Consider the following 13875-nt stretch of genomic DNA (forward strand, 5'->3'; position numbering starts at 1 on the left):
AAAGGTTGTGTTCGCTTGCACGCTTCAGGCGTTTTCCAGCATCGTGATCAACTGCTCCGGCCACACCGTTTCTCGGGTCTCTTGCAGCTCTGCCACCGACCACCATTTATGGTCAGCTATTACCCGGACTTCGTTAGCCGTCCATCCCTCCCGGGACAGGTGTTCACTGTCGGTATGAACCACGAAATAGCGCTCAACGGACAACACCGTTTCGCCGCTTGGCAGCATCATTGGAAAACTGCGTTCTGCAACGCTCGGACCCACCGTGTCGATGAGTAAACCCGTCTCTTCAAACAGTTCACGAACCGCCGCAACCTCAAAGGATTCACCCTGCTCAAGCCCCCCGCCGGGTGTTGCCCAGTGGCTTTGGCCAGCGAGGGCATCGTTTTTGTGTTGGAAGTGAAACAGCAGAACCTGTTGCGAGGGATTGATCACCAGCAGTCTGGCGGAATTACGTTGGCGCATTTTTTCTTTCCATAGAGTGCCGCGAACCGCAGCTTTCATTGCGGTTCGCGACGGTAAAGCTCATGTCGGCGTAACTACGCCGAAAGGGTTATGCCACCACCCGATAACACGGCACATACGCCGCGCCGCCCGGCAGTTTCATCCGGTGCTGGGCGACGAAGGCTTTGAGCAACAGGTCCAGCGGTTGCATGATCGCCGCGTCGCCACGGATCTGGTACGGCCCGTGTTCTTCGATCAGGCGGATGCCCTTGTCCTTGACGTTGCCGGCGACGATGCCGGAGAACGCGCGGCGCAGGTTCGCTGCCAGTTCGTGGGACGGCAGATCGAGGCTCAGTTTCAGGTTGGCCATGTTTTCGTGGGTCGGGTCGAACGGGCGCTGGAAGCCTTCGTCGATTTTCAGCAGCCAGTTGAAGTGGAACGCGTCGTTGCGCTCGCGGCGGAACTGCTTGACCTCCTTGAGGCCCTGGGTCATCTGCCGCGCCACTTCGGCCGGGTCATTGATGATGATCTGGTAGTGCTGCTTGGCGGTTTCGCCCAGGGTCGCACCGACGAATGCGTCCAGTTGTTCCAGGTACGGCGCGGCGTGTTTCGGCCCGGTGAGGATGACCGGGAAGGGCAGGCCTTCATTGCCCGGGTGCATCAGGATGCCCAGCAGGTACAGGAACTCTTCGGCCGTACCGGCACCGCCCGGGAAGATGATGATGCCGTGGCCGACGCGGACGAAGGCTTCCAGGCGTTTTTCGATGTCCGGCAGGATCACCAGTTCGTTGACGATCGGGTTCGGCGCCTCGGCGGCGATGATTCCGGGTTCGGTCAGGCCCAGGTAGCGGCCGCCGTGGATGCGTTGCTTGGCGTGGGCGATGGTGGCGCCTTTCATCGGGCCTTTCATCACGCCGGGGCCGCAACCGGTGCAGATGTCCAGGCTGCGCAGGCCCAGTTCGTGGCCGACTTTCTTGGTGTATTTGTATTCTTCGGTGTTGATCGAGTGCCCGCCCCAGCACACCACGATCTTCGGCTCGACGCCAGGGCGCAGGGTGCGGGCGTTGCGCAGCAGGTGGAAGACGTAATCGCTGATGCCCTGGGAGCTGCTCAGGTCGATGCGTTGGCTGTCGAGTTCGTTTTCGGTGTAGACGATGTCACGCAGGGCGCTGAACAGCATTTCCCGGGTGCTGGCGATCATCTCACCGTCGACGAAGGCGTCGGCCGGGGCGTTCAGCAGTTCCAGGCGCACGCCACGGTCCTGCTGGTGAATGCGGATTTCAAAATCCTTGTAGGCTTCAAGGATGGTCTTGGCGTTGTCGACATGGGCGCCGGTGTTGAGGATGGCCAGGGCGCACTGGCGGAAGAGGGTGTAGGTGCTGCCGGAACCGGCTTCGCTCAATTGCTGGACTTCCCGTTGCGAGAGTGTTTCCAGGCTGCCTTTAGGACTGACGGAGGCGTTGATAACTTGGCGTTGGGTCATTCAATGATCCTTAAAACGATGTCATTCACACAACAACAACGAATGGCATCCGAATAATGTGTATTCATGAAAGAAGATGGCACGAACTGCGCTGTCTCGCCATGTCCCTGCTTGACGATGAAAAGATGAAAAGGAGCCCCAGCATAGCTAAATCCCGCGCAGAGGCGATAATGGCCCGCAGTCTTTTTACCTCAGACCCCTTTTTACCATTGAAGCTCAGGAAACCCGACGCAATGTTCGAAATCCAGCCGATGAACGCCCAGACCTACCGGCAACAGACCCGGCGCAGCACGGTCATCATTGCCCTGATCTTTCTGGCGCTGGCGATGGTGCTGTCCACGGCGGCGGTGGCTCTGTTCGGCACGCCGGGAGGCGACAATCTGCGCTTCAATGCCGGTGGCGTGTTCGTTGCGGTGCTGGCGATGGCAGCGTTGATGCGCAAGGTGTTCTGGCGCCAGGAATGGATGGCGCCGGCGGTCTACAGTTGGCAACTCAAGCGCAGCCTGATGAGCGTTACCAATGTCATGCATCATGTAACGACGGCCGTGGAAAAGGGCGATCCGGTTGCGATGAAGCTGTTGCGTTTCTACCATTTGGGGTTGAACCAGATGCATCAACTCGATGGCAACTCCAGCGACCACGGCCAGTTACTCCGCGAAATGGATCAGCACAAGGAACGAATGCAAGTGCTGGGCATCGACACTGAACAGACGCGGCTGGATCCGGCGTGGCTGGAGGCGGTAAAGCAGGCGTCGCGCTAACATCATTGCGAGCCTGTATCAGGCATAGTGCAAAAGAGGCGATCAGGAAGTATCGCCCTGTCACAGACAATCAGGGAGCACCATGGGACATCCATCGATCAACGATCATATTGAAATGCTCCGGCCAGCCGTGCCCCGGCTCAAGGTCCGCTCGGCGGTGATCCTGCTGCTCGCAGTGTGCCTGTCGATGGTGGCTATCGTGATCTGGGAAGCCTGGAGCTCGCGCCAGTACTACCTGCATGACAAGGAAGTGACGATGTCCAACCTTGCGCAGACCCTGGCATCGCAAGCGCAGGCAACGATCAAGCAGGCCGACACACTGTTGTTCACCCTGGTCGATCGGCTGGAGCACGAGGGTGTGGATCAATCCCGGCTGCCGGCATTGCTCAATGCCCAGCGCAGTGAGTTGAGTCAGCTCCATGGCGTGTTCGTTTTCGACGAAAAAGGGCAATGGATCGCCAATTCCAACGGCGCCGGCCAAACCGGCGTCAACAATTCCGACCGCGAATACTTCACCTTCCATCGCGATAACCCCAGTCGTGGGCCGCACATCGGGCCGTCGATCAAGAGCCGTTCGAGCGGTGAATGGATCATGACGGTTTCGCGCCGGGTCAATCATCCCGACGGCAGCTTTGCCGGGGTGGCGGTGGCGACGATTTACCTCAGCCATTTCCTGCAGCTCTACGACAGCATCGACATGGGCAGTAACGGCGTGATCAACCTGATTGCCGACAATGCCAGCATTGTCATTCGCAGACCCTTCAAGGAGGCGGACATCGGCACCAGCCTCGCCAAGAGCCCGTTGTTCACCCAGTTGTTGCCCAAGGGCGACGCGGGTACGGCGACGATCAGGTCGATCATCGACGGTGTCGAGCGGGTGATAGGGTATCGCCGGGTCGAGGGTTATCCGCTGATCGTTTTTACCGCGTTGAACAAGGATGAAGTGCTCGGCAGCTGGCGCAAGGAGACGCTGCTCAGCACCGGCATCGTCACGCTGTTGCTGGGTTTTCTCGGGGTACTGGGGTTTCGGCTTATCAAGCTGATGAAACAGCAGAACCTGGTGCAGGTCGAGTTGCTGGACACCCAGGACAAGCTCCTGGAGGTCAATCGCAACCTCGAAGGCCTGGCCCTCAAGGACGCGCTGACGGGGCTGGCCAACCGCCGTCAGCTCGATGCTTTCATCGATGCCGAAATGGGCCGTGCCCGACGCAGCCAGTCCGAATTGGCGCTGTTGATGATTGATGTCGACCATTTCAAACCGTTCAACGACCGCTACGGCCACCTGGCCGGTGACGAGTGTTTGCGCAAGGTCAGTGCGATCATCACGGACAGCATCAAGCGTCCCGGTGACCTGGCCGCCCGCTATGGTGGCGAAGAGTTTGCCGTGGTGCTGCCCGGCAGCGACTATGTGGGGGCATTTCTGGTGGCGGAGAAAATCCGCCGTGCGGTACTGCAGGCCGACATTGCCCACAGTGACAGCCCGGAAGGCACCGTGACTGTCAGTGTCGGCGTCTGTGCCAGCAATGCCGCGTCCCCGGTCCGCCCCGAAGACCTGATTGGTGCGGCAGACAAGGCGCTGTACGTGGCCAAGGCCAGTGGGCGAAACATGAGCGTGATCGCCAACTGAACGTCGGGCGTCAGACAAACCGGTCCGTTCCCTGGACCAGTCAGGTAGCCAGGTACGATTTCTTCAGCTGCTCCAGCCACCAGCCCAGGGCGCGACCGTCATGGTCGCCACGCCAACCGGCGTACAGGATGTTCGGCTCTCGCGGGTCGGCCATCGGCTTTTCAACCAGCGTGCCGTTTTCAGCAGCGAGCCAACCCGGTTCCTTAGCAGCCAGCCCACCCCCAGTGCATTGCACTGGGCGAGGATTTTTGCGCGCATTGTCCGCGCGGTCTTCGCGCAGGGCCTCCCATTCTCCTTTGAGCACTTCCTGGGTTATGCGCAGCGGTACGCCGGATTGTTCAGTGCGTCGAGTTCGTCGATCACCGGAATCAAGGTCTCGAACTCCAGCAGTTCGTCGGTGACGATCCACAAGCGGCTCTCCCAGCCATAGGCGACTTGCTGGACCCGTTGGGTCGGGCGCGAGACGTCCTGCATCAGCCGCGCCGCTTCGTTGACCAGCCGCTCGCCTGCCGGGGTCAGTTGCAAACGGTAGCGGCGGCGGTCGAACAGCAATGCATCGAAGCGTTCCTCCAGTTGCCACGCCGCATAGGACACGGTCGACGGCGCTTTGCCCAGGTGTGCCGCCGCCCGCGACAGGTTGCCGGTTTCGCGGATGGCCTCGAGCAGCGCCGGGTCTTCTGTCGACAGCATGTGCAAAATTCTTGAGGGGCCATACGGTATCTACAGAAGAATATGCGTTCCCTGTGTTCCGTATGCGGCAATAAAGATCGCGATCATCCCCACAAGGGCCACTACGCGATTATTGCTGCAACCCGGTTGCCTGGTTACCGGAGCCTTCCTGGTTGAAGTTGGTGCTGTCGCCGACAAGTACGCCGGATGGGATGGCAAGTAACTCATTCAATACCTGCTTGAAGCTGACCAACAGGGCTTGTACACAATCTTCAGAAATGGCGTCACGGTAGTAGGAAAGACTACCGACCAATCCGCTTTCGGTACGTAGTGTGTTAAGCGAAACATCGGTCTTGATCCCGCTGGATGGAACACCGATACCGTGGAGCTGTGATGTGCCTAATTGGCGCTGCCGCGAGGGATAGTTATGGTGGTTATACCAATAGGGAAATCGGGAGCCGTAAGCGACAGCGCGGGGCGAGCAGTGCGCCTCAAAAATATGCGGCGGCAGCATGGCGTGGCCATAGGCATCCAACACGCAATGGTTGACCTGCTCCAGCAGCAACAGAGAAGGAGACCATTCACAAAGCCGGGGGCGAATCACCATGGGGTGAACAAAATACCCCACTACCGGCTCCAGGGCCGCGTCGGTCCGGTTAGCCACCGGAGAACGTACGTAGAGGTCGGTCGTGCCTGTGTTTCTGGCGAGAGAAACCAGGAACGCAGTGAGGATAACGGTATAAAGGCTGAAGCCCGTTCGGCTGCACAATTGCGCGATTGCGGGGTATTGCACATCCAGATTAAGCGGTAGAACGGCACTGCGATAGGTGAATTGCCGGGGTCGCTCAATAGCGCCGAGCAATGGAAAGGGGTCGGGCAGTTGTTTCAGTGTCTCTTGCCAAAAAGCACTATGTTTATCCAACAGGTTTTCAGCCAAACGTTGATGTTGGGCATCGGTATAATCTGCGTATTGCAGGCAGTATTTGGCTTTGTCAGGCACGCCGGTGGCGAGTAATGACTGATAGTGCGCGCAAAGCTGGTCCATCAGTACCGCACCTGACCAGCCATCGAATGCAATGTGATGGGCAGTGATGATCAGCACGTCGTCTGTCCCTTGGCATTCAAGGTAGGTTACCCGGATTAACGGTGGATGTTTCAGGTCAAAAGCGGTCACTGTTTCTTCAGCGATCAGATCTGTCACGGTTCGGCTGATATCGCTTTCAAGCGCCAGGTTTATCAGGTGAAAAGGCAACGGGAACTCATCCAGGGCGTGTTGTGAACGACGCCACTGATCGTGAGCGTTGAATTCGAAACTGCAACGTAACGCCGGTTGCTGTTCAAGTACGGCGCCGAAGGCTTCGCGAACCCTGGCCACTGAACATTCGCCGCGAATGTAAAACGCCATCACCACATTTTCCAGATAGGCTGGGGTCTCGTTGGGCTTTTCAAGGATCTCGCGTTGAGCCAGTCCGGGCGTATCTTCACCTTCTCGCTTGCGCCAGACGTGGGCGTCCAGCAATAGGCTGTTTTCACTACCCTGGCGTGCGCTGCCGTTGAGCAGCCTCGTCTGCTGAGCCAGTGTCGGATGGTCGAAAATATCTTTGGGGGTCAGGTCAACATTGAACAGGTTGGCAATTTTGCCAAGCAGCATCATGACCGACAGGGAAGTCGCACCGCATTCAAAAAAATGGCTGTCGGCCGAGATGGCCTGGTGGTTGAGGATTTCTTTCCAGATAGCTTGTAATCGATCGAATGTCGAAGCGTCGCCAGTGACTGACGGTGTGGTGCGACTCATGATGCCCCCTTTGCAGTTTAAATTTTCCGTTATAGGGGGGGTACTGTTGACGATTGTAGATGGATTGTTAAGTCGGATTTTTCCTGCGTTTTCAGCTCCTTTTCCATTTATCGAGTGAGTCGGTTCCTACAAATTAATCACCCGATTCAACTCTTTGCTCTGGAAAGGGAGCGGCCGCAGACTGCGATCCTTCAGAGGCACTTCCATTTCCTGAACACTCGAAGATAAACCAGCACATTGAGTGCCAGTACCACAGCGGCCAGCCACAGTTGAATAGCCGGCGTCAGCCCCGCCGGGTAAATCACCGGCCAAATGTAATGCTCGATGAACCCACCGCCATAGCCGGTTTGCCCGGCGTCATGGCGCATGCGGTTTTCCCAGTCGGTCAGCGGGCAGGGCAGGTGGAAGAACTCCACCGCCATACCCCACAGCGCGGCCGGCGGGTGCCACCAGATCAGGTGGCGCCATTTGAGCACCAGCAACCCGCCGAACAACACAAACACGATGAACAGCAAGTGAAACAGCATCAGCCCGTCGGCGGCGATTCGGTACAGCATGTCGGTGCCCCTGAAGGCTGAACGAATCGCTCCATGTTACTCGGGCCGCAGGCCGGTGCTCTATCGATTGTCGCGGCCCAATGCGCTGAGCACACCCTTCAAACGCTCGGTCATCGGTTCACTGCTGCGTTGCATGGGCGCGCGCAGTTCATCACCGATCAAGCCTTGCAGGGCCAGCGCGGTTTTCACCGGGGCCGGGTTGGGCTCCAGGAACAGGCTGCTGATCAGTGGCAGCAAACGGAAAAACGTGGCGCGGCCCTCGGCCAATTGGTTGGCGCGGATCTGTCGGTGTAATTGTACGAACAGTTCGGGATGGACATGCGCCGACGCGGCAATCGCACCTTTGGCGCCCAGGCACAGGGCATTGAAGATCTGGTTGTCTTCGCCGCACAGCACGTCGACAAGGCCGCTGTTGAGCAAGGCGAGGGTGTTGGAAAAATTACCGCCGCAATCCTTGATGGCGACGATCCGCTCGTGGGCGACGATGTTGAGCAGGGTCGCCTGTTCGAAGGCCACGCCGGTACGGTATGGGATGTCGTAGAGAATCAGCGGTACGCTGGAGGCATCGGCGACCGTGCGGAAAAACGCTTCGAGGCCGGCCTGGGAAGGGCGGATGTAATACGGTGCCGGCACCAGCAGGCCAGCCACCGGGCGCTTGAGGATCTCGCTCTGGAACTGCAACAACTCGGTCAGGTTGTTACCGGCCAGGCCCATGACCACCTGTTGCGCCGGCACCAGTTCCAGCACCGCATCGAGCACCGCCAGTTGCTCATGCTTGCCCATCGCGGCCGGTTCGCCGGTGGTGCCGCAAACGATGAGTCCGTCGACACCTTTTTCCAGCAGATGGCTGACCAGCCGGCGCAAGCCGACAAAATCGATGGCGCCGTTGTGGAACGGTGTGACCAGTGGAACCCAGATACCTTGAAACGCTGACATGCACTTTCTCCTGATGGTTGACCGATTTCGTCACCGTCAGGGGCATGGAAGGAGAGTAAGCAAGGGGAGGGTGGTCCGTCGCGCTCAATGTCCTGTCAGCTCATCTGACGGGACAGCGCGCCCCGGTCACATGAGCGACTGTTTCTTCGATTTGAGGGCGTGCGCAACGCAACCTTGCGCCTTGGCAATCAAGCCAATGACGGAAGAGTCGAGATTGAAGGTTGCGGACATACTTGCTTACACCCTGAGTGAGGCGCTCAGTTTTAAAAGCCGGCGCGCCGTTTGTCAATCACGAAAATCGGCGTACTCGGCGCGCATTCGGCCATTGTGCTTGGCCTTGTACAGCAGATGATCGACCTGTTCGACGAATTCCAGGGCCGTCGCGTGCATCGACGCCAGGGTGGTGCCGACGCCGAGGCTGATACTCAGCAGCTTCGACACGTTCGAGAATTCATGGGGGATCTGCTGCTGACGAATCAGGTGCAGGCACTTGTGGGCCACCAGACGCGCTGACTCGGCATCGGTTTCCGGCAGCAGCCAGACAAACTCTTCACCGCCGATCCGCGCAATGAAATCCCGTGGCCGGTTCGCCGCAAGGGACAAGGTTTGCGCAACGCGGCGCAGGCATTCGTCGCCCTTGATGTGGCCGTAATGGTCGTTGTACTGCTTGAAGTAGTCGATATCCAGCACGATCACCGACAACGGCAAGCCGGTGCGCTGGGCATTGTTCCACTCGCGCTCCAGCACGGTGTCGAACATGCGCCGGTTGGCGATGCCGGTCAGGCCGTCCTGGAAGGAATACTCTTCAAGCTGCTTTTGCAGGCGGATCAGGTGCTCTTCGGTTTTCTTGCGCTCGCTGATATCGAACATGAAACCTACCAGCGCCTCGACTTCGCCGTCCTTGCGCACCACATGCACCACATCGCGGATCCACACGTACTCACCGCTTTCGGTGAGTGCGCGATAGTCGGCCTCGTGATCGATACCGGCGCGCGATTGCGAGACGCAGAAGTCCATCACGTAGTCGCGGTCATCCGGATGCATGCGCTCGACCCAGTCATTGACCGACGCCCAGCTGTGCTGTTTCCAGCCCAGCAATTCTTCGATCTGTGGCCCGATGTAGCTGAACGTCATGGTTTTCCAGTCGATGCGCCAGGGAATCGCCCGGGTCGACTCAAGCAGGGTTTTATAAACGTCGCTGTCGGTTTCCACTGAACTCATGAAGGGCCTGCCTCGATGAAAATGCAGGCCATCATGTTGCTACCACTTTGCCGAATCAAGCGGGCAGCCGATGAATGGCACGCTGCGTATCAGTGAGCAAGATTGTTCAAGCCTTCGGCAGCGACTGCTGGCACAGTCTGGGGTCTATCCCTGTCTGTAGAACGTTATGTCCAATTCAATCATGCCGCGCAGTGCCTTTTTGCGCGGCGCAGCGGCGATCATGCCGTTGTCCCTGGCCACCGCGCCCTGGGGCTTGCTGGCCGGTTCCATGGCCATCGAAGCCAACCTCACGCCCCTGCAAGGCCAGGGTCTGTCGAGCATTGTGTTTGCCGGTGCCGCGCAACTGGTGGCCATCGGCATGCTCAAGGGCGGTGCCGGGATTTTTTCGATCTTGCTGACCACACTGCTGCTGACCTCCCAGCATTTGCTCTACGGGATGAGCATGCGTTCGGTGATTTCGCCATTGCCGGGGCGTTGGCGCGCGGGCCTGGGGTTTTTGCTCACCGATGAGTTGTTCGCACTGACCAGCCAGCACGACAAACAGCAGTTCAACCGTTGGTACGCCCTGGGCGTGGGCCTGACGTTCTACATCGCCTGGAACCTGTTCACCCTGGCGGGCATTGTGCTCGGCAGCAGCATTCCCGGCCTTGAACACCTGGGCCTGGATTTCTCCATCGCTGCGACCTTCATTGCCCTGATCACCCCGGTGGTGCGCAATGTGCCGACCGTGGTGTGCGTGGCGGTGTCGCTGTTCTGCTCGGTGCTGTTCAGCTACTGGCAATGGGGCTCGGCGCTGGTGCTGTCGGGGTTGGCGGGCATGACCGCCGGGTTTGTCTGCAATAAATTCTACGGTGGACGCATATGATGGTCTGGGCGGTGATTATCGGAATGGGCGTGTTGGTGTTCCTCAACCGCTATGTTTTTCTGGAACCGCGACTGCCGCTACGCTTGAGCAGCAATGCCCGGCAGTTCCTCGGGTTTGCCGTACCGGGCATGTTGACCGCCATCTGCGGGCCGATTGTGTTCATGCCGGAAAAACAGCTGAATCTGCACTGGGACAATCCCTATCTGATCAGCTCGCTGGTGGCGGTCGGGCTGGTGCTCTACACGCGCAATACGTTGCTCAGCATGCTGTTGAGCATGGGCTTCTTCTTTTTGCTGCGCTGGTGGCTCTGAGCGGGGCAGGGGAACTGATCTAAGCTTAAGTTGATGACCGATCCCTTCAGGAAGAGAGGTGAACATGGCCAATGAACCCAAGCAACCGGACCCGGAAGAAGATGAGGACGAACCCACGGAAGAAGAGATTGAGCAGCAGAAACGTTCGGTACCGGACTGGAAGCATCCTGACGACGGCAAGGAGCTGTCAGAGCCTGACCGCAAGTTCTGAGCAGCACGGGAATACAACGAAGCCCCGCCATTGAGCGTAATGCTGCTGTAGGAGCGAGCTTGCTCGCGATGGTCGTTAACGATTACGCGTGTTTACTGGCTAAACGCGGCGCTCTTGAGTCCATCGCGAGCAAGCTCGCTCCTACAGCTGTTGATCAGTTCATGGGACTTCCTTGATCAGCGTGGCGCCCTGGTTCCTGACATTGCCAACGGCCCTGTCGACCTTGTACCACTCGAATACATCGCTGGCCTCGCCCTGGGATAACGCCATTTCCTCGGCTCGCTCCTTGGGCGTGGCCGGGTCCAGCCATTCCCGCGCCAGTTCGGGCGAGAACACCACCGGTCGGCGGTCATGCACGTCAAGCATGCCGCCCGCGCTGTCGGCCGTCAGAATGACGAATCCGTCGTGCTCCCTGTGGGGCGCTCCACCGATGGGGTACTGGCCGATGGCCGCGCAGAAAACCGGGGCGCGATCCCGTCGTCGAATCAGCCACGGTTGTTTGTTGGCCTCGCCGGTGTCGACCCATTCGAACCAGTTATCAATCGGGCAGATCGCGCGATGGGGCCAGATCGCCCGAAAGTACGGGCCGTGGGCGACTTTCTCGACCCGGGCATTGACCGGCTCCACGCGATCCGTCGCCCAGTGCGGTCGCCAACCCCAACGCACGGCGTCGGCGTGCAGCCGCTCGTTCTCCAGGTGCAGCAGGGCCAGTTGCGTGGTGGGGGCGGCGTTATAGTGCCCCAGGGGTTCGTTGCCGACGCGATTGATCAGCGCGTCGGGGATGCTCAGCACCGCTACGAAGTCGTGGATTCCACGGTATTGCGACAGTCGTCCGCACATGGCCTGACACTCCGGTTAAGACGCTCCTCCCGAAGCTTTGAGTTTAGTTGCTCGTGGCGAAACGGGCCTGGCAAGCACCGGAACCAAACCCTGTGTACCCTATCCAACCTCGGCCCGTCGTCTCGATGCGGGCCAACAACGGATGAGCGGGCGAAGGATCCTTGCCCATTGAAGTATCGACCGTGATGGTCTGGCCCAAGGCAAAAGATGAAACGATTGTTCAAGTGTTTAACGGTGTGCGCCCTGGCAGTGGGTTTGTTCGGCTGTATCGCCGCACCCATCGAAATGACTCCGCGGACCGAGCAGCGTTTGCAGGCGCAACCCCCCATCCGGTTTCTGCTGACCTTCGATGACGGCCCCAGTGCATCGAGCTGGTGGAATCCGACCGTCACTGTATTGGAGAGCCTGGCGCAAAACCCGCTGCAATCGGACATCAAGGCCGTGTTCTTCGTGCAAACCCGCGCTCCGCGAGCCGGTGGCAGCGAATTGGGCCGGGACATCATGCGTCGTGAACATGCCGAAGGTCATATCCTGGGCTTTCACACGGCAACACCCCGGCACACCAATCATCGTTCCCTTGACCCACCCGTGTTGGAGCAGGCCCTCATCGATGGAAGCGCCGACATCGCTGCGATTACCGGCGCTGCGCCAACCCTGTTGCGCCCGCCATTCTGGAACTACGACAAACGCACCTTCGCCGCTTATCAGCGGCATGGCCTGCATGTACTGCTCACCGACTTGAGCGCCAATGACGGCAAGATCTGGGGCTTCAACGCCAGCCCCCGGCGCCGGTCGCACATGCTGCGCTCGATGTCCGAAGTTCGCGAGCGCATTGCCCGCGGCGAGTTGCCGGTGGTCGATGGCGTGATTCCGGTGGTGGTGACCTTCCACGACCTCAACCGCTATACCGCCCGGCATACCCGCGAATACCTGCAGATTCTGCTCGACAGCGCCCGGGAGACCGGGGTGAAAACCGCCGACAAGCCGTTTTACGACGATCAGGCTGCGTTACAGCGGGCGGCCATGGCGCGCACCGTGCGTGACGGTTCGCAGCCAGTCGAATTGCCGGGGTTCTGGAACTGGATTTGGGGTGGGAACACCCGTTAGAAAACCTGAAGATAGGGCCGCTATGCAGCCCAACGGGGCGGTGCGGCTTTCTGACAAGCTCCCTCAGCACAGGTATTCATTGCCTCAAGTCGCTGGCAGCAGCTCATCAATCATCCGCAAACAATGGTTCAACCCCGGCGATACATCGCCCACTCGTCGGCTGAGAATGATCGGCGAGGTGGCATTGTCTTCCAGCAGCGGGGTGAAGCCGATGTCGTCGCGGTGCAGCAACTGCACCGAGGCCGGTACCAGTGTGACGCCGATTCCTGCCCCCACCAACCCGATCGCCGTTTGCAGTTCGTTGGTCCATTGCGCGACGTGGATGCTCACGCCGTAGGACTCGAACAGGGCAATCACATGGTCGGCGTAACTCGGCCTTGGATTGCCGGGGTACAGCACAAAGGGTTCCTTGGCCAGTTCCCGCAAGCTGATGGGCCCTGCGAGCAACGGATGCCCGGCGGGCAGGGCGGCGACAAGGCGGTCTTCGGTGAGCACGGTCTGGACGATGGCCGGGTCGTCGATACGGATTCGACCGAAACCGATGTCGATGCGCCCGGCCTTCAACGCCTGCACCTGTTGCAGGGTGGTCATTTCAGAAAGCCCCAGCTCCAGCTCCAGCGGCTCGCCACTGCGTAACCGGCGGATCAGTTCCGGCAGCACGCCATACAGTGTCGACGGCGCAAAGCCGATACCCAGCCAGGTTTTTTCACCCAACCCGATGCGCCGGGTGTTGTCGCAGACCTTGTTCAGTTGTTCGAGCAGGGCGGTGGAGTGCTCGTGGAAGAACCGCCCGGCGTCGGTCAACTTCAGCGGTCGGCCGCGCTCCAGCAGCATCACCCCCAATTCGTCCTCCAGTTGCTGGATCTGCCGGCTCAACGGCGGTTGGGCAATGTGCAGGCGCTCGGCGGCGCGAGTGAAGTTGAGGGTTTGAGCCAGCACCTGAAAGTAACGCAGGTGACGCAGTTCCATGGGGCCTCCGGATTTTCAATTGAATACCTTAAAGGTATCAAGCCAGACCAATTCTATATTGGCCGCCCGGAAAAAGCCG

14 protein-coding genes and 1 pseudogene are annotated in these 13875 nt (G+C 59.3%); 6 read left to right on the forward strand and 9 right to left on the reverse strand.

The window, feature by feature from the left end:
- Positions 1–24 precede the first annotated feature (24 nt).
- Complete coding sequence (locus tag AC3WTM_RS17595) at positions 25–465, reverse strand: NUDIX hydrolase (RefSeq protein WP_102672569.1); 441 nt, start codon at positions 463–465, stop codon at positions 25–27.
- Positions 466–553: 88 nt separating this feature from the next.
- Positions 554–1927: a nucleotide 5'-monophosphate nucleosidase PpnN gene (gene ppnN, locus AC3WTM_RS17600; RefSeq protein ID WP_102672568.1), complete on the reverse strand. Its 1374-nt coding sequence runs from the start codon at positions 1925–1927 to the stop codon at positions 554–556.
- A 233-nt stretch (positions 1928–2160) separates the two neighbouring features.
- On the opposite strand from ppnN, the gene AC3WTM_RS17605 reads away from it, so the two are divergent.
- Positions 2161–2688 (forward strand): DUF3087 family protein, encoded by a 528-nt coding sequence (locus tag AC3WTM_RS17605; protein ID WP_102672567.1) that lies wholly within the window; start codon positions 2161–2163, stop codon positions 2686–2688.
- Between the two features lie 82 nt (positions 2689–2770).
- Positions 2771–4315: a sensor domain-containing diguanylate cyclase gene (locus AC3WTM_RS17610; RefSeq protein ID WP_102672566.1), complete on the forward strand. Its 1545-nt coding sequence runs from the start codon at positions 2771–2773 to the stop codon at positions 4313–4315.
- A 40-nt stretch (positions 4316–4355) separates the two neighbouring features.
- Here AC3WTM_RS17610 and AC3WTM_RS17615 read toward each other — a convergent pair.
- From AC3WTM_RS17615 to AC3WTM_RS17635, 5 genes and pseudogenes are all read right to left on the reverse strand, one after another.
- Positions 4356–5005, reverse strand: a pseudogene (locus AC3WTM_RS17615) (LysR family transcriptional regulator).
- A 109-nt stretch (positions 5006–5114) separates the two neighbouring features.
- A complete protein-coding gene (locus tag AC3WTM_RS17620) occupies positions 5115–6779 on the reverse strand; it encodes a condensation domain-containing protein (protein ID WP_102672565.1) in 1665 nt (554 codons plus the stop codon).
- Between the two features lie 191 nt (positions 6780–6970).
- The gene (locus tag AC3WTM_RS17625) at positions 6971–7336 is read right to left on the reverse strand and encodes a DUF2784 domain-containing protein (protein WP_102672564.1); all 366 of its coding nucleotides are present in this window, start codon (positions 7334–7336) and stop codon (positions 6971–6973) included.
- A gap of 60 nt (positions 7337–7396) precedes the next feature.
- Complete coding sequence (gene dapA, locus AC3WTM_RS17630) at positions 7397–8272, reverse strand: 4-hydroxy-tetrahydrodipicolinate synthase (RefSeq protein ID WP_102672563.1); 876 nt, start codon at positions 8270–8272, stop codon at positions 7397–7399.
- Positions 8273–8557: 285 nt separating this feature from the next.
- Complete coding sequence (locus tag AC3WTM_RS17635) at positions 8558–9493, reverse strand: sensor domain-containing diguanylate cyclase (RefSeq protein ID WP_090457832.1); 936 nt, start codon at positions 9491–9493, stop codon at positions 8558–8560.
- A gap of 166 nt (positions 9494–9659) precedes the next feature.
- Between AC3WTM_RS17635 and AC3WTM_RS17640 the strand changes: the two genes are divergently transcribed.
- From AC3WTM_RS17640 to AC3WTM_RS17650, 3 genes are all read left to right on the forward strand, one after another.
- Positions 9660–10358: an AzlC family ABC transporter permease gene (locus AC3WTM_RS17640; RefSeq protein WP_056723529.1), complete on the forward strand. Its 699-nt coding sequence runs from the start codon at positions 9660–9662 to the stop codon at positions 10356–10358.
- Positions 10358–10669: an AzlD domain-containing protein gene (locus tag AC3WTM_RS17645; protein ID WP_167362889.1), complete on the forward strand. Its 312-nt coding sequence runs from the start codon at positions 10358–10360 to the stop codon at positions 10667–10669. Before AC3WTM_RS17640 ends, AC3WTM_RS17645 begins: the two co-directional genes overlap by 1 nt.
- Before the next feature lie 64 nt (positions 10670–10733).
- Positions 10734–10880, forward strand: a complete 147-nt coding sequence (locus AC3WTM_RS17650; protein ID WP_167362858.1) for a hypothetical protein — start codon at positions 10734–10736, stop codon at positions 10878–10880.
- A gap of 159 nt (positions 10881–11039) precedes the next feature.
- On the opposite strand, the gene AC3WTM_RS17655 is transcribed toward AC3WTM_RS17650, so the two are convergent.
- A complete protein-coding gene (locus AC3WTM_RS17655; protein WP_090454732.1) occupies positions 11040–11720 on the reverse strand; it encodes an SOS response-associated peptidase family protein in 681 nt (226 codons plus the stop codon).
- 207 nt (positions 11721–11927) lie between these two features.
- Between AC3WTM_RS17655 and AC3WTM_RS17660 the strand changes: the two genes are divergently transcribed.
- Positions 11928–12827 carry a polysaccharide deacetylase family protein gene (locus AC3WTM_RS17660; protein WP_102672562.1) on the forward strand — a complete coding sequence of 300 codons (900 nt, stop codon included), beginning with the start codon at positions 11928–11930 and terminating at the stop codon, positions 12825–12827.
- 84 nt (positions 12828–12911) lie between these two features.
- On the opposite strand, the gene AC3WTM_RS17665 is transcribed toward AC3WTM_RS17660, so the two are convergent.
- Positions 12912–13796 (reverse strand): LysR family transcriptional regulator, encoded by an 885-nt coding sequence (locus tag AC3WTM_RS17665; RefSeq protein WP_102672561.1) that lies wholly within the window; start codon positions 13794–13796, stop codon positions 12912–12914.
- Positions 13797–13875: the final 79 nt, after the last annotated feature.

The sequence above is a fragment of the Pseudomonas sp. EU05-FHT14B02 genome, from assembly GCF_058791055.1.